Genomic DNA, 21,368 nt, shown 5'->3' on the forward strand with positions numbered 1-21,368 from the left:
TCCATGGCCCAGCACGGCTGGCTCGGCTCCTGCCGACCCACCCCCGCAACAGCACCTGCGTTCAGCCTGCTGTGAGGGGCCTTTGCGGTGTGCCTGCAATCGCGTGGCAGCAGGGAGACTTTTCAAGATCAAGATCAAGATCAAGTTCACGAGCACGATCAAGATCCCTTAGGTGCTTCGCTCATCCGTTCGGGATGTAACCCTGTGTACGTTTTTTTAACTGATCCATGTGAGATCGGTCTCAAACCCCGTACGAATCCTCCCTTACCCTCGGCTATACTCCCCCTCATTTCAACGGCACCCCGAGGATCGACTGTGAAGAACTGGACGTTACGCCAACGCATCTTGGCGAGCTTTGCCGTAATCATTGCCATCATGCTGTTGATGATCGTCGCGGCGTATTCACGCTTGGTCAAAATCGAAACCAGCGAAGACAAAGTCCGCACCGACTCGATCCCGGGCCTGTACCACAGCTCCATGATCCGCAGCGCGTGGGTCGACAGTTACGTGCAAACCCTGCACCTGATGAATGAAGGCGAGGGCCGTCCCCTGACCAAGGACGAACAAGCGCTCTACACCTCTTACGAAACCCGCCTGGCCAACGAACTCGCCGGCTATCGCGCCACCATCAGCGGTGACGGGGATGAGACGTTGTATGAAGAGTTTGTCGCGCTGCATAAAAAATACGACCAGTCGCTGAACACGGTTCTCGCGCTGTTTGAAAAGAACGACATGCCCCAGGCCCGCACGGTGTTGAACGCGCAATTGACCCCCGACTGGAGCGCCGGTCGGGTGCAGCTCAATAAGGTGATTCAGGACAACCAGAACGCCGCGATCCGGGCCAGTAACAACATCTCCGATGCGGTGCTGACGGCTAAGGCCAGTATGTTGATTTCGCTGGCCATTGCGGTGCTGGCGGCGGGGCTGTTGGGCTTTTTGTTGCTGCGCTCGATCATGTCGCCAATGCAGCGCATTGTCTCGATCCTTGAGGTCATGCGCTCCGGGGATTTGAGCAAGCGGCTGAACCTTGAGCGTAAAGATGAGTTCGGGGCCGTCGAAACTGGCTTCAACGACATGATGGCCGAGCTGACGGCGCTGGTGTCGCAGGCGCAGCGTTCTTCGGTGCAGGTCACCACTTCGGTGACCGAGATTGCCGCCACGTCCAAGCAGCAACAGGCCACCGCTACCGAAACCGCCGCCACCACCACGGAAATCGGCGCCACGTCCCGCGAAATCGCGGCCACGTCTCGGGATCTGGTGCGCACCATGACGGAGGTCACGTCGGCCGCCGATCAGGCGTCGATTCTGGCCGGTTCCGGCCAACAAGGGCTGGCGCGCATGGAGGACACCATGCACTCGGTCATGGGCGCCGCCGATCTGGTGAACGCCAAGTTGGCGATTCTCAATGAGAAGGCCGGCAATATTAATCAGGTGGTGGTGACCATTGTGAAGGTGGCCGATCAGACCAACCTGCTGTCGCTCAACGCCGCGATTGAGGCCGAGAAGGCCGGTGAGTACGGGCGCGGGTTTGCCGTGGTCGCCACCGAGGTGCGCCGCCTGGCGGATCAGACGGCCGTGGCCACGTATGACATCGAGCAGATGGTGCGCGAGATTCAGTCGGCGGTGTCGGCCGGTGTGATGGGCATGGACAAGTTCTCCGAAGAGGTGCGCCGCGGTATGTCCGAGGTGCAGCAGGTGGGCGAGCAGTTGTCGCAGATCATCCATCAGGTGCAGGCTTTGGCGCCACGGGTGTTGATGGTCAACGAAGGCATGCAGGCCCAGGCCACCGGCGCCGAGCAGATTAACCACGCGTTGGTGCAATTGGGGGATGCCAGTAGCCAGACCGTTGAGTCCCTGCGTCAGGCCAGCTTTGCCATCGATGAATTGAGTCAGGTGGCGGTCGGGCTGCGCAGCGGCGTTTCGCGTTTTAAAGTCTGATGAGCGTGCCTCTCGCGCCGCGCGAAGCCGTCAAGGCGTCGAAGCAATGCCTGTTTCTGGTGTTTTTTATCGGCACCGAACGCTATGCCTTGCAAGCGGTGGACGTGGTGGAAGTGTTGCCGCGTTTGCCGCTCAAGCCCATTGCCCATGCACCGGCGTGGGTGGCCGGGGTGTTTGCCCATCGCGGGCAGATGGTGCCGGTGATTGATGTCAGTGCCATGACCTTCGGCCAGAGCGCCGTGGCCCGCACCAGCACGCGTTTGGTGTTGGTGCGCCATCACGGTCACTTGCTGGGCCTGGTGCTGGAGCAGGCCAGTGAAACCCTGCGCTGTGAGGTGGCAGATTTTCAGCCATACGGGCTGGATAACCGCGAGGCGCCATATTTGGGGCCGGTGCGTAAAGACAAGGATGGCCTGTTGCAGTGGATTCGCGTGGATGATCTGTTGACGCCTGCCGTGCGCGGGTTGTTGTTTCCCGAGCAGCACATTGACTTGACCCGGCAGGCCCGCCCATGAGTGCCGATCAACGGTTTTTTTATTTTCTGAAACGGCGCATCGGGCTGGATGTGGCGTCGGTGGGCCCGGCGATTATTGAGCGGGCGGTGCGTCAGCGCTGCACCGCGCTGAACATGCAGGATCACGATGAGTATTGGCAGCGGCTCAATGCCTCGGCCGACGAGCAGCAGGCGCTGATCGAGTCGGTGATCGTGCCCGAGACCTGGTTTTTCCGTTACCCCGAATCATTTGCCACGCTGGGTCGCCTGGCCCGCGAGCGGCTGGCCGCGCAAACGGCTCCGCGGGTGCTGCGCCTGCTGAGCCTGCCGTGTTCGACCGGCGAAGAGCCGTATTCGATAGCGATGGCGATGTTTGACGCCGGGTTTGCCGCGCACCAGTTCAGGGTCGAGGCGCTGGATATCAGCCCGCTTTCGATTCAGCGTGCCCAGCGTGCGGTGTATGGCAAGAATTCGTTTCGCGGTCAGGACATCGGTTTTCGCGAGCGGCATTTCACCCTCGAAGCCGACGGGTATCACGTGTCGGCGCGGGTGCGCGAGCAGATCGAGTTTAAGGTCGGCAATGTGCTGGACCCGGCCCTGACGGCGAGTCAGCCGCCTTATGATTTTGTGTTCTGCCGCAATTTGTTGATTTATTTCGACCTCAAAACCCAACAGCAGGCGCTCGACGCCCTCACGCGTATGACGCGTCTGGACGGGGTGCTGTTCATCGGCCCGGCTGAGGGCAGTTTGCTGCACGGGCTGGGCATGCGTTCGATCAACGCCCCGCAATCCTTCGCCTTTTGTCACAGCCAAGAGCCGCCCGCCGTGTTGCCGAGGCCGGTTGAGTGTACAGCGCCGGTCAAACCTTTGCCGCTGCCGATGGCGCCGGTCAGTCGCCCGTTTGCGGCGCGCCCTCACACACCGCCCCCGCCGCCGGCTCAGGTCGCGCGTGTGCCCGACGAGGCGCCGCGCGGGGTGCTGGAGACCATTGCGCAATTGGCCAATGAAGGCAAAAGCCGTGAAGCCCGCGCCTTGTGCGAACAGGCGTTGCAGCAGCATGGGCCGCAGGCTCAGGTGTTTTATTGGCTGGGCCTGCTCAGCGATGTCGAAGGCCAGACCGCACAGGCCCAAGGCTTTTATCGCAAGGCGTTGTACCTGCAACCCCAACATGCCGAGGCGCTGGCGCATCTGGCGGCACTGCTGGCCTCGCAGGGCGATGTGGCAGGCGCTCAGCGTTTGCAGGCCCGGGCTGCGCGCAATGAGCGGGCCCTTCACAGTGAGCGCAAATCATGAACGGTCTGTCCGCCCAGAGTTTGATCCACACCGAAGCCCAGACGATTGATGATTGCTGGAACCGTATTGGCGTGTACGGCGATAAATCCTGCCCGCTGCTGCCAGCACACATTCATTGCCGTAACTGTTCGGTGTATGCGGCGGCGGCCACGCGTTTGCTCGATCGCTATGCCTTTGTGCAGGACGAGCAGGATTTTGCCGCGCCGCAGGACCTTGAGCACGCCCACGCGACCCGTTCACTGGTGGTGTTTCGCATGGGTGGCGAGTGGCTGGCGCTGGCGACCCGTTGCCTGGATGAAGTCGCGCCTTTGCAGTCGATTCACTCGCTGCCGCACCAACGCTCCCGGGCCCTGATGGGCGTGGCCAATGTGCGCGGCGCGCTGGTGCCCTGCCTGTCGCTGGTCGAGCTGCTGGGGCTGGACCCGACGGTGAGTGTCACGCCCGCGCAGCGGGTGATGCCGCGCATGCTGATTGTGGCCGCGCCCGGCGGGCCGGTGGTGGTGCCGGTGGACGAGGTCGATGGCATTCACAACATTGAAGAGCGTGTGCTCAATACCGCGTCGTTGTCGGGCGAACACGCCAGCGCCATTTTCACCCGGGGTGTCTTGCACTGGAAAACCCGCAGCCTGCGCTGGCTGGATGAAGAGCAGTTGCTCGGCGCGATTACCCGGAGCCTCACATGACCCCCGAGCAAATGCGCGACGCCTCGTTGCTGGAGTTGTTCAGTCTGGAGGCCGAAGCCCAGACCCAAGTGCTCAATGCCGGTTTGCTGGCGCTGGAGCGTAACCCGACCCAGGCCGATCAGTTGGAAGCCTGCATGCGCGCGGCCCACTCGCTCAAGGGCGCGGCGCGGATTGTCGGGGTCGAGGCCGGGGTCAGCGTTTCCCATGTCATGGAAGATTGCCTGGTCAGCGCGCAGGAAGGGCGCTTGTACCTGCAACCCGAGCACATTGATGCCTTGTTGCAGGGCACTGATTTGCTGATGCGCATTGCGACGCCGGGCAATACGGTGACCTCGGCCGACATCGAGGCCTACGTGGCCTTGATGAACCGGCTGGTCGAGCCTTCTGCCCCGACGGCACGGGTGGCGCCACCGCCGTTTGATGTGTCGCAACTGCTGCTTACGCCCGAGCCTGTGGTGCCTGAGGCACCTGCGCCGGTCGAGCTGGCGCCGCTGCCCGAGCCGGCGGCAGAACCGGCGCGTCGCCCGCAACGCCTGACTGAAGGCGGTGAGCGGGTGTTGCGCGTCACCGCCGAGCGCCTTAACAGTCTGCTGGACTTGTCGAGCAAGTCGCTGGTGGAAACCCAGCGGCTCAAGCCTTACCTCGCCACGATGCAGCGCCTCAAACGCATGCAAAACACCAGCTTGCGGGCGTTGGACCATTTGGGCGATCAGCTCAAGGTGCTGACGCTCACCCCTGAGGCCGAAGAGGCGCTGGCCGAGGCGCGGCGTTTATTGGCCGAGTCGCAGCACGTGCTCAGTGAGCAGACCGCTCAACTGGACGAGTTTGGCTGGCAGACCAGCCAGCGCGCGCAGTTGCTGTATGACACGGCGCTGGCGTGCCGCATGCGTCCGTTCGCGGATGTGCTGGCCGGGCAAGAGCGCATGGTGCGTGATCTGGGGCGCAGCCTGGGCAAACAGATCCGTCTGGAAATTGAAGGCGAGAAAACCCAGGTGGACCGCGACGTGCTGGAAAAGCTCGAAGCGCCCCTGATGCACCTGTTGCGTAACGCGGTGGACCACGGCATTGAACCCCCTGAGCAGCGTTTGCGCGCTGGCAAGCCGGCCGAAGGGGAGATTCGCTTGCGCGCCTCGCATCAGGCCGGGCTGCTGGTGGTGGAGTTGAGCGATGACGGCGGCGGCGTTGACCTTGAGCGTTTGCGCCGCTCCATCGTGCAGCGCCAACTGTCCACCGAGGCCACGGCCGCGCAGTTGAGTGAAGAAGAACTGCTGACGTTTTTGTTCCTGCCGGGCTTCAGCCTGCGTGACACCGTGACCGAGGTGTCCGGGCGCGGTGTCGGGCTGGATGCGGTGCAGCACATGGTGCGCCTGCTGCGTGGCTCGATTGTGCTGGAGCAGGTCAGCGGGCAGGGCAGTCGTTTCCATCTGGAAGTCCCGCTCACCCTGTCGGTGGTGCGCAGCCTGGTGGTGGAAGTCGGCGGCGAAGCCTATGCCTTTCCGCTGGCGCACATCGAACGCATGCGCGATCTGGCGCCTGACGACATCGTGCAGGTCGAAGGCCGCCAGCACTTCTGGCACGAAGGGCAGCACGTGGGCCTGGTGGCCGCCAGCCAGTTGCTGCAACGTCCGCCCGGCCAGAACGATGACGACACCCTCAAGGTGGTGGTCATTCGTGAGCGCGAGGCGGTCTACGGCGTGGCGGTTGAGCGGTTTATCGGGGAGCGCACTTTAGTGGTATTGCCTCTGGACCCGCGCTTGGGCAAGGTGCAGGACATTTCGGCCGGCGCGCTGCTCGATGATGGCTCGCCGGTGCTGATTGTGGACGTCGAAGACATGCTGCGTTCGGTCGACAAGCTGCTTAACACTGGGCGTCTGGAGCGCATCGACCGGCGTAATCGGCACACCGCTGAGGTGGCGCGTAAACGCATTCTGGTGGTCGACGACTCGCTCACCGTGCGCGAGCTGCAACGCAAGTTGTTGCTCAATCGCGGTTATGAGGTGGCGGTCGCGGTGGACGGCATGGATGGCTGGAACGCGCTGCGCGCCGAGCATTTCGATTTGCTGATTACCGATATCGACATGCCGCGCATGGACGGCATCGAACTGGTCACCCTGTTGCGGCGCGACAACCGGCTGCAATCGATGCCGGTGATGGTGGTGTCTTATAAAGACCGTGAAGAAGACCGTCGGCGCGGCCTGGATGCAGGGGCCGACTATTATTTAGCGAAAGCCAGTTTCCATGACGATGCGCTGCTTGATGCAGTGGTTGAGCTCATTGGAGGAGCCCAGACATGAGAATTGCCATCGTCAACGACATGCCCCTGGCGGTAGAGGCCTTGCGCCGGGCGTTGGCATTCGAGCCCAAGCATCAGTTGGTGTGGGTGGCGGGGAACGGCGAAGAAGCCGTGCGCCTGTGCGCCGAGGACACCCCGGACCTGATCTTGATGGACCTCATCATGCCGGTCATGGATGGCGTGGAGGCCACGCGTCGGATCATGGCGCAAAGCCCGTGTGCGATTGTGATCGTCACGGTCGACCGCCAGCAAAATGTGCACCGCGTGTTTGAAGCCATGGGCTTTGGCGCGCTGGACGTGGTCGATACGCCCGCTTTGGGCGCGGGCGATGCCAAGGAGGCAGCAGCGCCGTTGTTGCGCAAGATCATGAACATTGGCTGGTTGATGGGCCAGCAGCCCCCGAAACGGGTGCATCCCGTCGAGAACCCGCCGCGCAAATCCCTGGAGCAGCGCAGGTTAGTGGCCATCGGCTCGTCGGCGGGCGGCCCCGCGGCGCTGGAAACCCTGCTCAAAGGCCTGCCGCGCTCGTTTCAGGCGGCCATTGTGCTGGTGCAGCACGTGGACCAGGTGTTCGCCGCCGGGATGGCCGAATGGCTGAGCAGCTCGTGCGGGGTGAATGTCCGGCTGGCCCGTGATGGCGAAACGCCCCAGGCCGGTACGGTCCTGTTGGCCGGGACCAATCATCACATTCGTCTGTTAAAAAACGGCACGCTGGCTTACACCGCCGAGCCGGTGAACGAAATTTATCGGCCCTCGATTGATGTGTTTTTCGAGAGTGTGGCCCGGTACTGGGACGGTGAGGCCGTGGGCGTATTGTTGACCGGCATGGGTCGCGATGGCGCGCAGGGGCTTAAACTCATGCGCCAGCAGGGGTTTCTGACCATCGCCCAAGACCAGCACAGCAGTTCGGTATACGGCATGCCCAAAGCGGCAGCGGCAATTGATGCGGCTGTTGAAATTCGACCCTTGGACACGATTGCGCCACGCTTGCTGGAGATCTTTCATACATGACTGACACAACCCGGCAGGACTGGCTTGAAGGTGGTAATTCAGGTGAACGCGCATGAATGACTTGCAGATGGACGACGTCAAAACTGACGAAAACGCCGCCATGGTATTGCTGGTGGACGATCAGGCGATGATTGGCGAAGCCGTGCGCCGGGGCTTGGCCCTTGAGCAGAACATCGACTTTCACTTTTGCGCCGACCCGCACGATGCCATTGCCCAGGCCATTCGCATCAAGCCGACGGTGATCTTGCAAGACCTGGTCATGCCGGGGCTCGATGGTTTGACGCTGGTGCGCGAATACCGCAACCACCCGGCCACCAAAGACATCCCGATCATCGTGTTGTCGACCAAAGAAGACCCGTTGATCAAGAGTGCGGCCTTTGCGGCCGGGGCCAACGACTACCTGGTGAAATTACCGGACAACATTGAGCTGGTGGCCCGCATTCGCTATCACTCGCGCTCTTACATGACCCTGTTGCAGCGCGATGCCGCTTACCGCGCGCTGCGGGTCAGCCAGCAACAACTGTTGGACACCAATCTGGTGTTGCAGCGCCTGATGAACTCTGACGGCCTGACCGGGCTGTCCAACCGCCGCCATTTCGACGAGTACCTGGAGCTGGAATGGCGCCGGGCCCTGCGTGAGCAAACCCAGCTGTCGTTATTGATGATCGACGTGGACTACTTCAAGTCTTACAACGACACCTTCGGTCATCTGGACGGTGACGAAGCCCTGCGCAAAGTGGCGGCCTCGATCCGTGATGCCAGCTGCCGGCCTTCTGACCTGCCAGCGCGTTACGGCGGGGAGGAGTTTGCGATTGTATTGCCCAACACCTCTCAGGGCGGTGCGCGGCTGGTGGCTGAAAAGCTGCGTCAAGCGGTGGCGGCGCTGAAAATCCCGCACATTTCACCGGCCGATGGCAGCAGCCTGACCATCAGCATCGGCCTGTCTACCATGACCCCGCAGCACAGCGGCAACTGCCGCGACTTGATTTCGGCGGCCGACAAAGGCCTGTACCTGGCCAAAAACAACGGGCGTAATCAGGTCGGAATCGAATAAGGCTCCCGCTCTTGCGCGGCGGCTTCACGGGCGTAAGCCCGCCCGTAGTCGCTGACGGGCTGTGCAAGGCGTTGATCCGGTCGCGCAGTCGCGTGCCTGTTCAGCGGCTGCACCGTGGGTATGCGTTCAAGGACTTTTTTTCCTGAGCAGCAGCAGGCCCGTGGAGTACGCCGTTTTGTAGCGGCCCACGCAATAGTGGGCGTAGAGCTTCTGGTAGTAGTCCGTGATGGCCAGTTCGCGGATGGTTTCGTCAAACTGGTTGCGCACCTTCGCGCTCGCGCCCCAGTGCCAGTCCCGGAAGTCATTGAGGTTCTCGAATTCGACGGTTTCTTCAATGCGCTGTGAGCGGATGATTTCAAAGTCGCTCAATGTGTCCAGCAGGGCTGGGCGGCTGAGCCGGAAATCATCAAACACTACGGGCTCGCCGATACACGGGTATTGATGGCGAATCTCCATCAGCGCCCGCTCTTGAATGAAGCGCTCATCGGGCAAGTAATCGAAGTCGAACGCGCAGGATAAAAACACATACCCCCCCGGTTTGAGGGCGGCCGACAGTTTGTCGATCGCCGCTTGTTCGTGGGGCATGAAGCCTTGCAGGCAACCGGCACACACCACGGCGTCGAACACCGGCAAGCGGTCAAGGTTGCACGCCAGAAAATCGCTGACGATAAAGCGCACGTTGGGTGCGGCATGCACCAGATTGGCGTAGGCGATCTTGTCTTTGGAGTGATCGATGCCGACGTATTGCTCGATATTGTTGGCGTCCACAAACAACAGGCTGTTGCCTGTGCCGCAGCCGATGTCCAGCACATTGCCCTGCGGCGTGGCGAACGACAGCAGCAGTTCGAGGCTGCGCTTTTTCACATGCCTTGAATTGCGTTGAAAGCCCTGCGGGTTGGGCCTGGGGTTGTTCATGGTCATGCTCCTGGGGTGTTCGCAGGATCAGCCCGTGCGGGGGCCAATGGGCAGGCCGTGTGTGTTCGGGGCGGTCATGTTTTAGGTATAGCGAGCCGGGTTTGATGTGCAATGCGCGGGCGCGTAGTCCATTTCCCTTAAATCGGGTAACTATTCTCAAGTAACGCTGCGATGAGGTTTGAACGGGCAGGGGGATTGCAGAGGGCGATAACGCCTGCTGGCTGCGGCAAATGGCCTGCATTCCACCGCTGGGCGGGCTGCTGTAACGGTATATTTTCGGTATACTCTTTGGCTTTGTAAAAATCGCCTACGAGTGCCGCCAGCCATGGAAATCAACCCAATCCTTAACAGCATCAAGGACCTGTCAGAGCGCTCCGAAACCATTCGGGGGTATCTTTGACTACGATCAAAAGCATGAGCGTCTGACCGAAGTCAATCGCGAGCTTGAAGATCCGAGTGTCTGGAACAACCCTTCGTACGCCCAGGAACTGGGGCGCGAGCGCTCCCTGTTGGCGCAAATTGTAGAAACCCTCGACGAGATGCACACGGGCCTGGCCGATGCCAAGGACCTGCTGCTGATGGCCGCCGAGGAAGAAGACCAGGCCGCTGTAGATGACGTGTCGGCTGAAGTCGAACGCCTGCGCGAGTCCCTTGAAAAACTCGAATTCCGCCGCATGTTCAGCGGTGAGATGGACGCCAACAACGCTTACCTGGACATTCAGGCAGGCTCTGGCGGCACCGAAGCGCAAGACTGGGCCAATATCCTGTTGCGGATGTATTTGCGTTGGGCCGACAAGCGCGGCTTCGATGCCACCATCATGGAATTGTCCGCCGGTGAAGTGGCCGGGATCAAAGGTGCGACCGTGCACATCAAGGGCGAATACGCCTTTGGCTGGCTGCGCACCGAGATCGGCGTCCATCGTCTGGTTCGCAAAAGCCCGTACGACTCGGGCAACCGTCGTCATACCTCGTTCTCGGCCGTGTTCGTTTCGCCGGAAATCGACGACAACATCGAAATCGACATCAACCCCTCGGACCTGCGGATCGACACTTACCGCTCCTCCGGTGCGGGTGGTCAGCACGTAAACACCACTGACTCGGCCGTGCGTATTACCCACGTTCCGACCAACACCGTGGTGAGCTGCCAGAACGAACGTTCCCAGCACGCAAACAAAGACACCGCGATGAAAATGTTGCGGGCGCGTCTTTACGAGCAGGAAATCCAGAAGCGCAACGCCGCTTCCCAGGCGCTGGAAGACACCAAGTCCGACATCGGCTGGGGTCACCAGATCCGCTCGTACGTACTTGACGCGTCGCGCATCAAGGATTTGCGTACCAACATCGAGCGCAGTGACTGCGACAAAGTGCTCGACGGCGACATCGACGAATACCTGGTGGCCAGCCTGAAACAAGGGCTGTAAGTCGCGCAACAAACGTAAAGTGCGCCGCTGACGCGATGCCTTGAGGGCGCGCCGAAGCCCGCTTCCCCCTGCCGCAAGGCGGGGGCAACGAACCTGTGATGGAATTTTTAAAACATGAGCGACCAACAACTCGACCCGCAAGATTTGCAACAGGAAGAAAACGCCCTGATCGCCCTGCGCAAGGAAAAACTTGCTGCCGAGCGCGCCAAAGGCAACGCCTTCCCGAACGATTTCCGTCGTGACAGCTACTGCGCCGACCTGCAGAAGAAGTACGCCGAAGCGACCAAGGAAGAGCTGGCTGAAGCCGCCATCCCGGTCAAGGTTGCGGGTCGCATCATGCTTAACCGTGGTTCGTTCATGGTGATTCAGGACATGACCGGGCGCATCCAGGTCTATGTCAACCGCAAGACCCTGCCGGAAGAAACCCTGGCCGAAGTCAAAACCTGGGACCTGGGCGACATCATCGCCGCCGAAGGCACCTTGGCCCGCTCCGGCAAAGGCGACCTGTACGTTGAAATGACCCACGTGCGCCTGCTGACCAAATCCTTGCGTCCGCTGCCCGACAAGCACCACGGCCTGACCGACACCGAGCAGCGCTATCGCCAGCGTTACGTTGACCTGATCGTCAACGAAGACGTGCGCCACACCTTCCGTGTGCGTTCGCAAGTCATCGCCCACATCCGCAACTTCCTGATGGCGCGCGACTTCCTTGAAGTTGAAACGCCGATGTTGCAGACCATTCCGGGCGGCGCGGCAGCCAAGCCGTTTGAAACCCACCACAACGCGCTGGACATGGAAATGTTCCTGCGTATCGCGCCTGAGCTGTACCTCAAGCGTCTGGTCGTGGGCGGCTTCGAGAAAGTCTTCGAAATCAACCGCAACTTCCGTAACGAAGGGGTTTCGACGCGCCACAACCCTGAATTCACCATGCTTGAGTTCTACCAGGCGTACGCCGACTACGAAGACAACATGGACCTCACCGAAGAGCTGTTCCGCGAGCTGGCGCAGCTGGTTCTGGGCAGCACTGACGTGCCGTACGGCGACAAGGTGTTCCACTTCGGCGAGCCGTTTGTGCGTCTGTCGGTGTTCGACTCGATCCTCAAGTACAACCCTGAGCTGACCGCTGACGACCTGAACGACATCGACAAGGCCCGTGCCATTGCCAAAAAGGCCGGCGCCAAGGTGCTGGGCTTCGAAGGCCTGGGCAAGCTGCAGGTGATGATTTTCGAAGAGCTGGTCGAGCACAAGCTGGAGCAGCCGCACTTCATCACCCAGTACCCGTTCGAAGTGTCGCCGCTGGCCCGTCGCAACGATGAAAACCCGAACGTGACTGACCGTTTCGAGCTGTTCATCGGTGGCCGTGAAATCGCCAACGCCTACTCCGAGTTGAACGACGCGGAAGACCAGGCAGAACGCTTCATGGCACAAGTGGCCGACAAAGACGCCGGTGACGACGAAGCCATGCACTACGACGCCGACTTCGTGCGTGCGCTGGAGTACGGCATGCCGCCAACGGCCGGTGAAGGTATCGGCATCGACCGTCTGGTGATGCTGCTGACCAACTCCCCGTCGATCCGCGACGTGATCCTGTTCCCGCACATGCGTCCGCAAGCGTAACGCTGCTGACTAAAAAGCCGCCGCCAAGGGCGGCTTTTTATTGCCTGTCGAACAGGGGCTAGCCGTAACCACCCGACTTAAGGTCCTCAACAAAGGGAAACATGCGTGAACCTGCCCAAGGCTCAAACGGGTGCCGTCGACGTCGCCACGGCGGTGGCCGAGAGTGTTCAATACCAGGGCCGCAAAGCCAGTCGCCATGGCAGTGAACAGCGGCGGCAACTGATTCTGGATGCGGCCATGCGTATCGTGGTGCGCGACGGTGTACGCGGCGTCCGGCATCGGGCAGTCGCCGCCGAAGCCGGGGTGCCGCTTTCGGCCACCACGTATTACTTCAAGGACATCGATGACCTGATCAACGACACCTTTGCGCAGTACGTCGAACGCAGTGCCGCCTTTATGGCCAAGTTATGGCAAAGCACGGAAGGCAAGCTGCGCGAGCTGGTGGCGTACGGAGACGGCAGCCCGCAGTCACGTTCACAACTGGCTGACGAGATTGCCGCCATGACCGCCCACTACGTGGAGCACCAGTTGGTGACCCGTCGCGATCAGTTGCGCGCCGAGCAGGCGTTCCATCAGGCCGCGCTGCTTAACCCACGGCTGGCGGTGCTGGTGCGCGCCCACGAGCAGATTTTTCTGCAGGGCACGTGTCAGATCTTCCAGGTGCTGGGCTCCAAACAGCCGCAGCACGATGCCAATGTCTTGACGGCGATTATCGGTCGGATGGAATATCAGGCCCTACTTAATGGCGCGCAGCCAGCAGCCGATGCACAACGGCTCGCTCTCCTTACGCGCTACATGCACTTGGTGTTGGCCGCTCTATAGAAGGATGCAGGCATGAAAGGTTGGCGCGTAATGCTGTTGGCGGTGTCGTTTTTACTGTTGAACGGGTGCCTGGTTACGTTCAAGGAAGCGCCGCTGGTGGCTCAAACGGCGCCTCAGGCCTTGCTCGGCAAATGGACCAGCAAGGACGCCTGGGGGCAGGCGCGACGCCTGAGCATCAGCGCCATCGATAAAACCCACTATCAGGCCGAGGTGTACCCCAAAGGCGAACCCAAGGCGCGTCAACGTTATCGGTTCATCGTCGCCAAACACGGCAGCCGCTGGTACGCCTCGGCCGCCATACCGGCTCGGCTGGGCGGTAATTTCACGCTGAACGGGTTTGAATTGACCGACGGCGGCGAGTTGGTGATCTACGAGCTGGACCTTGAGCAAATCCGTCAGGCCATCGGTCAGTCGGCGCTGGCCGGCGACACGGTTGAAACCGCCGAAGGCGCAGGCGTTCAGATCGACAGCCCATCGTCTACAGTCTTTGCTTATCTGGATGACCCGGCGAATTCCGACGTCTTTGTCGAAACCGCCCGCTATCAGCGCGCGGCCAAGTAACCGCCTTTTTCAAGGAGCACCGGGTGGACGATTACCAACGCACGATTCGCACATTGTCAGACCGCATCGTGCTGGCCCAGACCCCGATCCGCGTGCTGGATGCGGTGAAGTGGGACGACAGCATCCGTCAGGGCTTTCTCAAGGCCAAGGGTAAACAAATGCCGGCGGTGGATCGGGATTATTACCAGGGGCGGCCGTTGTCCTTCGATTCGGGCGCGGTGAAGCTCGAATTCCAGAACATCGAGCGCGACATCACCCGCCAGTTGGGCCAGTTCAACCCGGTCGGGCAAATCATGCGCCGCATGTGCAAGGAATACCGCATGGTGGTGCGCATGCTCGAAGCGCGCGGCACCGAAGACTTCGGGCTGATCTCGCAAGAGCTGTATGGCGCCGCGTCCGATGCGTTTCATGCGGGCGACCCGACGCTGGCCGACCTGGGGTTGATGATGTCCGATTACCTGGACAACATCGACGACCGTGGCGCGCTCAAGGACGAAGCGAAAACCCTCACCGCCAAAGATGCCGTGCACCTGTTGCAAACGCGGCTGAACAAGGTGTTTGGCGAGGCCGAAGAAACCATCCGGGTGTTTGAGTCCGACGGCATCGTCGCGGACGCGGCGGCGGGTGCCGATTACATCAAGATCCGCACCGATGCGATGTTCAACCACCGCGACGTGCGTGCGCTTGAAGTCCACGAAGGGCTGGTGCATGTGGGCACAACGCTCAACGGCCTGAACCAGCCTATCTGCACGTTTCTGGCCAAAGGCCCGCCATCCTCGACGGTCACCCAGGAAGGGTTGGCCATCCTGATGGAGATCATCACGTTTGCTTCCTACCCCAGCCGCCTGCGCAAACTGACCAATCGCACCCGCGCCATTCATATGGTGGAGGAGGGCGCGGACTTCATGCAGGTGTATGAGTTCTTCCGTGAGCAAGGCTTTGAAATGCCTGAAAGCTATGGCAATGCGAGTCGGGTTTTCCGTGGCTCGGTGCCCAATGGCCTGCCATTTACCAAAGACTTGTCCTACCTCAAGGGCTTCATCATGGTTTACAACTACATTCAGCTGGCCGTACGTAAAGGCAAGCTGGAACAAGTGCCGCTGCTGTTTTGTGGCAAAACCACGCTGGAAGACATGCGCACCTTGCGCCAACTGGTCGACGAAGGCCTGGTGGTCGCGCCCAAGTACCTGCCGGAGCAGTTCCGTGACATGAATGCGCTGGCCGCCTGGATGTGCTTCTCCAACTTCCTCAACCACTTGAGCCTGGACCGGATCGAAGCCGATTACTCCAACATCTTGTAACCCGGTCAGCGGATTCAGGGCCGCTGGGGCCTCGACCGCGACTGCGCCGCGAGGTGCAACCTTTCACACATGGTGGCTCGTTTGATCAAAACCCTGGCTGCATGCTGCCTGCTGCTGGCACTCGGCGGATGCAGCTCCCTGTTGTTTTATCCGGAACCCGGCCAGCCGATCACACCGACGGCGGCGGGTCTGGACTACCGCGATGTGACGCTGACCGCCGCTGACGGTACACGGCTGCACGGCTGGTGGCTGCCCGCTGCGCCGGGCGTACCGCTCAAGGGCACGGTGCTGCACCTGCACGGCAACGGCGGCAACCTCGCTTACCACTTGGGCGCCACGGCCTGGCTGCCCGCGCAGGGCTATCAGGTGCTGATGATCGACTACCGCGGTTACGGATTGTCACAAGGCGCGCCCCGGTTGCCTGAGGTGTATCAGGACATCGATGCGGCGTTCGACTGGCTGCAAAAGGAGCCGTCGGTCAAAGGCCTGCCGCTGATTGTGCTGGGGCAGAGCCTGGGCGGCGCGATGGGGGTTCACTACCTGAGTGAGCACCCGCAGCAACGCCAGCGCATCACGGCGATGGTGCTCGATGGGGTGCCCGCCAGCTACCGCGAGGTGGGTCAATTTGCCCTGAGCACGTCCTGGCTGACCTGGCCTTTGCAAGTGCCGCTGTCCTGGCTGGTGCCGGACGCGGACAGCGCCTTGTATGCCATCGCGAACATGAGGCCGGTGCCGCTGTTGATCTTCCACAGCCTGGACGATCCGGTCGTGCCGCTTTCCAATGGCATCCGACTGTATCAAGCTGCGCCGCCGCCCAAGGTGTTGCAATTGACCCGTGGCGGGCATGTGCAGACCTTTGCCGACCCGACCTGGCGCGAGGTCATGCTGCGCTACCTGCAAGACCCGCAACATTTCACGGGCGTGAGGCGCCTGGGGGAAATCCCCAACTACCCCGCCCCCCCCCGAATTCGAAAAACGTTGAACCAGAGAGCCAACCATGAGTGAAGAACGTAACGCCATCCCGCTGATCATTACCGGTATTTGCACCATCATCGGCACCGTCGGGGCCCTGTGGTACTACGGCTACCTGCATTTCGCCAAGCCGCAAGACGCCTTGCTGCTCAACGACTTCACCATGCTCAAGACCGTCCCCGGCGAGGACTACAAAATTTCCCTGACCCCGGCCAATCAGGTCGCCCAGTGCGTGGACGGTATCATCGTGCTGTTCGACACCGAGCAAAAAGGCCTGACCGGCGTGCTGGTGAACAACAAGAAGCAAGCCGTTCACTGCATGGGCCAGGAAACCCCGAAACTGCAACAGTAACGTCGCAACGCTCCCGAACGCGCAGCAAAAAGCCCCGCCTGATCGCTCAGGCGGGGCTTTTGTTTTTACGCGTACAGACTTACTGCATCGACGAACGCGGCGCGACTGGCTGGTTGTCGTTGGAGATGGTCACTTCAACGCGACGGTTCTGGGCGCGGCCAGAGTTGGTGGCGTTGCTGGCCACCGGGTATTCCTTGCCATAACCCTGAGCGACGATGCGCGAAGGATCGACACCGGCACGTACCAGTGCGTTTTTAACCGCATTGGCGCGACGCTCGGACAGGCCCTGGTTGTAAGCCGCCGACCCTTTGCTGTCGGTGTAGCCTTCAACGATCACTTTGCGATCCGGGTTTTTGATCAGGTAGTTGGCCAGCGTGGTGATGCTGTCACGGCTGTTGGCTTTCAGGCTGGCCTGATCGAAATCAAACAGCACGTCGCCGAAGGTGACCAGCGTACCGCGCTCGGTTTGCTTGGCGTTCAAGCCACGCAGTTGCTTGATTTGTGCATCACGGGCATCCAGCAGTGCCTGGGCACGGTCGGAGCCAGCGTTTTTGATCTGGTTTTCAGCGGTGCGCAACGCGATGGTTTGCTTGGCCACTTCAACGCGCTGGTTGGTCAGGTAAGCCAGTTGGTCAACCGTGGACTCGTCTTCTTTGTCCAGGTAAGCCTTCTGGGCTTTGTCCAGCCACTCGCTGGCGTCTTTGGTTTCCAGCGCCGCGACTTTGGTCGCTTCAGGGTTGGTTTGCAGTGCCGAGAAGTTAGTCTTGGCATTTTCCAGGTTTACGTTTGGCTGGTGCGAGCACGCCGCCAGGCCAACGCTTAGAGCCAACAGGGCAGGGATCAGTACGGTATTGCGCATAATATTTAGTCCTTTCAATCGATGAGGAATGCTGTGTCGTCAGCCGCAGTCAAAAGAGGCGACTTACTGCAGCGGGCGCATGCCTTCCTGACGCAGTTGCTGAACGGCTTTCTGAGCATCCTGAGCGGCCTTCTCGGCTTTGGCGGCCTGGGCTTTGCGCTCTGCTACACGAGCGTCCCACTCGGCTTGTTCAGCCAGACGCTTGGCGTCCTTGTAGTTCTTGTCGTGCATGGCCAGTTCGGCTTGCTTGAGCTTGTCTTGCGCGGCCTTCATTTCAACCGGGGCGTATTCAGTGCCGCCAGCGCTCACGGCGTTGTTCACCGCCGATTGAGTCACCGCGTACTGCTCCGTCGGTGGGTTGCCTGCACAACCGGCCAGAACGAAGCTGGTACCGATTGCCAGCGCAGCCAGTTTTAGCCCGCGCAGGCGAGGTGAGGTGGTTTTGACAGTGCGGGTCATCATGGTCTTCAACTCCATTAGGTAACTCCTGAAAAACTTCAAATTCCATCACGTCAGTGGCGTCAAACAGGATTGCCTGTGATGTCACCCGGAGTGTTGATTTCCCTGCCCCGGCAGTGATGGTTACTGGGTGTGACCGAAGCGATTTTTGAATAGTTCAAAAAAAAGGTGGCAAATTGCCTAAAAACTTGTGACTGCTCAGTCAGTTATTTCTGAGGGGCAGCCCCTTTGCCAGAGCCCCGATTTAGAGCGCGCGCAAGCGGGAGCAAGGGTTTGCTCGGCCCAAGGAGCTATTAAAGTGCCATCGCGGGAGTGGTGCTGAAACGCGTCAGCCTACGACTATTTTTATCCGGCTTGCGGCTTGCCACGGATGACGCTTGCGACGCACTCTTGGGGCAGGAGCTGTCCCCGGATACCGCTGGAGAAATTGCTGATGACCGATATTGATGCGCGCTTGCGCGATGACGTTCACCTGTTGGGTGAACTGTTGGGGAATACGATTCGTGACCAGTACGGCGAAGCGTTTCTCGCCAAGATCGAACGTATTCGTCAGGGCGCCAAGGACGACCGCCGTGGCACCACGGGCGAAGAGTTGAGCACGATTCTGGGGGACTTGAGCGACGATGAAGTGCTGCCGGTGGCCCGCGCCTTCAACCAGTTCTTGAACCTGGCCAATATTGCTGAACAGTACGAACTCATTCATCGCCGCGAAGAGGGGCAGCCCGAACCCTTTGAAGCCCTGGTCTTGCCCACCTTGCTCGAACGCTTGCTGGCCGAAGGGCACAGCCCTGAATCGCTGGCGCAGCAGGTCAGCACGCTGCACATCGAACTGGTGCTCACGGCGCACCCGACTGAGGTGACGCGCCGCACGCTGATTCAAAAATACGATGCGATCGCTGCGCAACTCGCCGCGCAAGATCATCGCGACCTCACCCTCAGTGAAAAATCCCACATCGAGCAGCGCCTGCAACGACTGATTGCCGAAGCGTGGCACACCGAAGAAATCCGCCGCACGCGCCCCACGCCGGTGGATGAAGCCAAGTGGGGGTTTGCGGTCATCGAGCATTCGCTGTGGCACGCCGTGCCGAACATGATGCGCAAGGCCGACGAAGCCTTGCACGCGGCCACTGGCCAGCATCTGCCGCTGGAGGCCGCGCCGATTCGTTTTGCCTCGTGGATGGGCGGGGACCGTGATGGCAACCCGAATGTCACGGCCAGTGTGACCCGCGAAGTATTACTGCTGGCGCGCTGGATGGCCGCTGATCTGTACTTGCGTGACCTCGATAAACTGGCCGCCGACTTGTCGATGCAACAGGCCACACCCGCCTTGCTGGCCGCAGCGGGGGACAGCGCCGAGCCCTATCGCGCCGTGCTTAAACAACTGCGCGATCGCCTGCGCATCACCCGTCATTGGGCCCACGGGTCGTTGGCCGCCAACCCACCGGCGCCTGAGGGCGTGCTCCAGGACAACCACGATCTGCTGGCCCCGTTGCAGCTGTGTTATCAGTCGCTGCACGCGTGCGGCATGGGCGTGATCGCAGACGGCCCGTTGCTGGATTTCCTGCGGCGCGCCGTGACGTTCGGGTTGTTTCTGGTGCGCCTTGACGTGCGACAGGATGCGGCCCTGCATGCGTCAGCGATGACTGAAATCACCGATTATCTGGGGCTTGGGCGGTACGAAGACTGGGATGAAGACACGCGCCTGACGTTCCTGATTCGTGAACTGGCCAACCGTCGGCCCTTGTTGCCCAGCTATTTCAAACCGGGCGCGCAGACCGCCGAAGTGCTGGCCACGTGCAAGGAAGTGGCCGCGGCGCCGGGGGCTTCGCTGGGCTCGTATGTGATCTCGATGGCCGGTGCGGCCTCGGACGTGCTGGCGGTGCAGTTGCTTCTTAAAGAGGCGGGCCTGGAGCGCCCGATGCGGGTGGTGCCGTTGTTCGAAACCCTGGCGGACCTGGACAATGCCGGCCCCGTCATAGAGCGGCTGTTGCTGCTACCCGGCTACCGTTCGCGGCTGCACGGCCCGCAGGAAGTGATGATCGGTTATTCCGACTCGGCCAAAGACGCGGGCACCACGGCAGCGGCCTGGGCGCAGTACCGGGCACAAGAAACACTGGTCAACATTTGCCGCGAGCAACAGGTCGAATTGCTGTTGTTCCATGGCCGTGGCGGCACGGTGGGGCGCGGCGGCGGACCGGCGCACGCGGCGATTCTGTCGCAGCCGCCGGGCTCGGTGGCGGGTCGCTTCCGCACCACGGAGCAGGGCGAGATGATCCGCTTCAAATTTGGCCTGCCCGACATTGCCGAGCAAAACCTCAACCTGTACCTGGCCGCCGTGCTGGAAGCCACTTTGCTGCCGCCACCGTTGCCTGAACCGGGTTGGCGTGTGCTGATGGATGAACTGGCCGCCGACGGGGTGAAGGCCTATCGCGCGGTGGTGCGCGACAACCCGCAGTTCGTTGAGTATTTTCGCCAGTCCACCCCGGAACAGGAACTGGGGCGTTTGCCGTTGGGCAGTCGGCCCGCCAAGCGGCGTGCGGGCGGCATTGAAAGCCTGCGAGCCATCCCGTGGATTTTCGGCTGGACACAAACGCGCCTGATGCTGCCCGCCTGGCTGGGCTGGGAAACCGCACTCAACCATGCGCTGGCGCGCGGTGAAGGCGAGCAGTTGGCGCAGATGCGCGAGCAGTGGCCGTTCTTCCGCACCCGCATTGACATGCTCGAAATGGTGCTGGCCAAGGCCGACGCCGACATTGCACGGCTGTATGACGAGCGTCTGGTGGCGCCTGAGCTGCTGCCATTGGGTGCGCACTTGCGCGACTTATTGTCGCAGGCGTGTGAGGTGGTATTGGGTTTGACCGGGCAGTCGCAACTCATGGCGCACAGCCCTGAAACCTTGGAATTCATACGCTTGCGTAACACCTACCTCGACCCGCTGCACCTGTTGCAGGCCGAATTGCTGGCGCGTTCGCGACGCCAGGAGGCCACGCAAGACAGCCCTCTGGAACAAGCATTGTTGGTCACTGTGGCCGGAATTGCGGCGGGCTTGCGTAACACCGGCTAGGAAAAAAGCCGGTTCAGTTAGCGTGCCCCGGTGTGTACGGCAGAGGACCGATCTTCTGCAATGGCCTCCGGGGCGCGACACTTTATTGTGAGGTTGCGACCTGTGACACCCCGTCGCAAGGGCGTATGAGGCTCTGATTATTCCTACTTTTGCTGTCTTGTGTGGGCCGGGCCTGCTGTGTATCTTGGTCAGCCCTTGGCCATTTTGATGGCCATCACCCGATTCTGAGATTGGCCCAAAGAGGCGAGTCTGTTGTCATT

At 61.0% G+C, this 21,368-nt stretch carries 18 protein-coding genes; 15 read left to right on the forward strand and 3 right to left on the reverse strand.

The window, feature by feature from the left end; genetic code table 11:
* Positions 1 to 315: 315 nt before the first annotated feature.
* The 7 genes from BKD70_RS10360 to BKD70_RS10390 are packed head-to-tail and all read left to right on the forward strand — an operon-like array spanning position 316 to position 8,765.
* Complete coding sequence (locus BKD70_RS10360; protein WP_047277288.1) at positions 316 to 1,938, forward strand: methyl-accepting chemotaxis protein; 1,623 nt, start codon at positions 316 to 318, stop codon at positions 1,936 to 1,938.
* Positions 1,938 to 2,453 (forward strand): chemotaxis protein CheW, encoded by a 516-nt coding sequence (locus tag BKD70_RS10365; protein ID WP_047277286.1) that lies wholly within the window; start codon positions 1,938 to 1,940, stop codon positions 2,451 to 2,453. The genes BKD70_RS10360 and BKD70_RS10365 overlap by 1 nt, the downstream gene beginning before the upstream one ends.
* A complete protein-coding gene (locus BKD70_RS10370; RefSeq protein ID WP_047277284.1) occupies positions 2,450 to 3,724 on the forward strand; it encodes a protein-glutamate O-methyltransferase CheR in 1,275 nt (424 codons plus the stop codon). Before BKD70_RS10365 ends, BKD70_RS10370 begins: the two co-directional genes overlap by 4 nt.
* The gene (locus tag BKD70_RS10375; RefSeq protein WP_047277282.1) at positions 3,721 to 4,407 is read left to right on the forward strand and encodes a chemotaxis protein CheW; all 687 of its coding nucleotides are present in this window, start codon (positions 3,721 to 3,723) and stop codon (positions 4,405 to 4,407) included. The genes BKD70_RS10370 and BKD70_RS10375 overlap by 4 nt, the downstream gene beginning before the upstream one ends.
* A complete protein-coding gene (locus BKD70_RS10380; protein ID WP_047277280.1) occupies positions 4,404 to 6,701 on the forward strand; it encodes a hybrid sensor histidine kinase/response regulator in 2,298 nt (765 codons plus the stop codon). Before BKD70_RS10375 ends, BKD70_RS10380 begins: the two co-directional genes overlap by 4 nt.
* Positions 6,698 to 7,711: a chemotaxis response regulator protein-glutamate methylesterase gene (locus BKD70_RS10385; RefSeq protein WP_047277279.1), complete on the forward strand. Its 1,014-nt coding sequence runs from the start codon at positions 6,698 to 6,700 to the stop codon at positions 7,709 to 7,711. The genes BKD70_RS10380 and BKD70_RS10385 overlap by 4 nt, the downstream gene beginning before the upstream one ends.
* 52 nt (positions 7,712 to 7,763) lie before the next feature.
* Entirely contained in the window at positions 7,764 to 8,765 is a 1,002-nt protein-coding gene (locus BKD70_RS10390) for a PleD family two-component system response regulator (protein ID WP_047277277.1), read from the forward strand.
* Positions 8,766 to 8,891: 126 nt separating this feature from the next.
* Here BKD70_RS10390 and BKD70_RS10395 read toward each other — a convergent pair whose 3' ends face one another.
* Positions 8,892 to 9,680 (reverse strand): bifunctional 2-polyprenyl-6-hydroxyphenol methylase/3-demethylubiquinol 3-O-methyltransferase UbiG, encoded by a 789-nt coding sequence (locus BKD70_RS10395; protein WP_047277275.1) that lies wholly within the window; start codon positions 9,678 to 9,680, stop codon positions 8,892 to 8,894.
* Between the two features lie 325 nt (positions 9,681 to 10,005).
* On the opposite strand from BKD70_RS10395, the gene prfB reads away from it, so the two are divergent.
* The 7 genes from prfB (at position 10,006) to BKD70_RS10430 (ending at position 16,726) form a co-directional block, all read left to right on the forward strand.
* A protein-coding gene (prfB, locus tag BKD70_RS10400; RefSeq protein WP_097191388.1) for a peptide chain release factor 2 occupies positions 10,006 to 11,101 on the forward strand; the annotation gives its coding sequence in 2 pieces (ribosomal slippage) (positions 10,006 to 10,077 and positions 10,079 to 11,101; 1,095 coding nt in all).
* Between the two features lie 114 nt (positions 11,102 to 11,215).
* Complete coding sequence (gene lysS, locus BKD70_RS10405; protein ID WP_047277273.1) at positions 11,216 to 12,718, forward strand: lysine--tRNA ligase; 1,503 nt, start codon at positions 11,216 to 11,218, stop codon at positions 12,716 to 12,718.
* Positions 12,719 to 12,823: 105 nt separating this feature from the next.
* Positions 12,824 to 13,540, forward strand: coding sequence for a TetR/AcrR family transcriptional regulator (locus tag BKD70_RS10410; protein WP_047277271.1), 717 nt, complete (start codon positions 12,824 to 12,826; stop codon positions 13,538 to 13,540).
* Positions 13,541 to 13,552: 12 nt separating this feature from the next.
* The gene (locus BKD70_RS10415; RefSeq protein ID WP_047277269.1) at positions 13,553 to 14,101 is read left to right on the forward strand and encodes a hypothetical protein; all 549 of its coding nucleotides are present in this window, start codon (positions 13,553 to 13,555) and stop codon (positions 14,099 to 14,101) included.
* Positions 14,102 to 14,124: 23 nt separating this feature from the next.
* Positions 14,125 to 15,402 (forward strand): flavohemoglobin expression-modulating QEGLA motif protein, encoded by a 1,278-nt coding sequence (locus tag BKD70_RS10420; RefSeq protein ID WP_047277268.1) that lies wholly within the window; start codon positions 14,125 to 14,127, stop codon positions 15,400 to 15,402.
* A gap of 69 nt (positions 15,403 to 15,471) precedes the next feature.
* Positions 15,472 to 16,407: an alpha/beta hydrolase gene (locus BKD70_RS10425; protein ID WP_186350501.1), complete on the forward strand. Its 936-nt coding sequence runs from the start codon at positions 15,472 to 15,474 to the stop codon at positions 16,405 to 16,407.
* Positions 16,400 to 16,726 (forward strand): hypothetical protein, encoded by a 327-nt coding sequence (locus BKD70_RS10430; RefSeq protein WP_047277265.1) that lies wholly within the window; start codon positions 16,400 to 16,402, stop codon positions 16,724 to 16,726. Before BKD70_RS10425 ends, BKD70_RS10430 begins: the two co-directional genes overlap by 8 nt.
* A gap of 79 nt (positions 16,727 to 16,805) precedes the next feature.
* On the opposite strand, the gene BKD70_RS10435 is transcribed toward BKD70_RS10430, so the two are convergent.
* Positions 16,806 to 17,585, reverse strand: a complete 780-nt coding sequence (locus BKD70_RS10435; RefSeq protein WP_047277264.1) for an OmpA family protein — start codon at positions 17,583 to 17,585, stop codon at positions 16,806 to 16,808.
* Between the two features lie 63 nt (positions 17,586 to 17,648).
* On the reverse strand, positions 17,649 to 18,062 hold the full coding sequence (locus tag BKD70_RS10440) for a DUF4398 domain-containing protein (RefSeq protein ID WP_047277262.1): 414 nt from the start codon (positions 18,060 to 18,062) through the stop codon (positions 17,649 to 17,651).
* A gap of 415 nt (positions 18,063 to 18,477) precedes the next feature.
* Between BKD70_RS10440 and ppc the strand changes: the two genes are divergently transcribed.
* Complete coding sequence (gene ppc / locus BKD70_RS10445) at positions 18,478 to 21,108, forward strand: phosphoenolpyruvate carboxylase (protein WP_047277260.1); 2,631 nt, start codon at positions 18,478 to 18,480, stop codon at positions 21,106 to 21,108.
* Positions 21,109 to 21,368: the final 260 nt, after the last annotated feature.

Origin of the sequence: Pseudomonas sp. BS-2016 (assembly GCF_001806145.1) — a bacterium.
GTDB classification, from domain to species: domain Bacteria; phylum Pseudomonadota; class Gammaproteobacteria; order Pseudomonadales; family Pseudomonadaceae; genus Aquipseudomonas; species Aquipseudomonas lundensis.

Coding starts and splice junctions, on each gene's coding strand:
- BKD70_RS10365 (WP_047277286.1), top strand. CDS start 1,938: ATGAGCGTGCCTCTCGCGCCGCGCGAAGCCGTCAAGGCGTCGAAGCAA.
- BKD70_RS10370 (WP_047277284.1), top strand. CDS start 2,450: ATGAGTGCCGATCAACGGTTTTTTTATTTTCTGAAACGGCGCATCGGG.
- BKD70_RS10375 (WP_047277282.1), top strand. CDS start 3,721: ATGAACGGTCTGTCCGCCCAGAGTTTGATCCACACCGAAGCCCAGACG.
- BKD70_RS10380 (WP_047277280.1), top strand. CDS start 4,404: ATGACCCCCGAGCAAATGCGCGACGCCTCGTTGCTGGAGTTGTTCAGT.
- BKD70_RS10385 (WP_047277279.1), top strand. CDS start 6,698: ATGAGAATTGCCATCGTCAACGACATGCCCCTGGCGGTAGAGGCCTTG.
- BKD70_RS10390 (WP_047277277.1), top strand. CDS start 7,764: ATGAATGACTTGCAGATGGACGACGTCAAAACTGACGAAAACGCCGCC.
- BKD70_RS10395 (WP_047277275.1), bottom strand. CDS start 9,680: ATGAACAACCCCAGGCCCAACCCGCAGGGCTTTCAACGCAATTCAAGG.
- lysS (WP_047277273.1), top strand. CDS start 11,216: ATGAGCGACCAACAACTCGACCCGCAAGATTTGCAACAGGAAGAAAAC.
- BKD70_RS10415 (WP_047277269.1), top strand. CDS start 13,553: ATGAAAGGTTGGCGCGTAATGCTGTTGGCGGTGTCGTTTTTACTGTTG.
- BKD70_RS10425 (WP_186350501.1), top strand. CDS start 15,472: ATGGTGGCTCGTTTGATCAAAACCCTGGCTGCATGCTGCCTGCTGCTG.
- BKD70_RS10430 (WP_047277265.1), top strand. CDS start 16,400: ATGAGTGAAGAACGTAACGCCATCCCGCTGATCATTACCGGTATTTGC.
- BKD70_RS10435 (WP_047277264.1), bottom strand. CDS start 17,585: ATGCGCAATACCGTACTGATCCCTGCCCTGTTGGCTCTAAGCGTTGGC.
- BKD70_RS10440 (WP_047277262.1), bottom strand. CDS start 18,062: ATGGAGTTGAAGACCATGATGACCCGCACTGTCAAAACCACCTCACCT.
- ppc (WP_047277260.1), top strand. CDS start 18,478: ATGACCGATATTGATGCGCGCTTGCGCGATGACGTTCACCTGTTGGGT.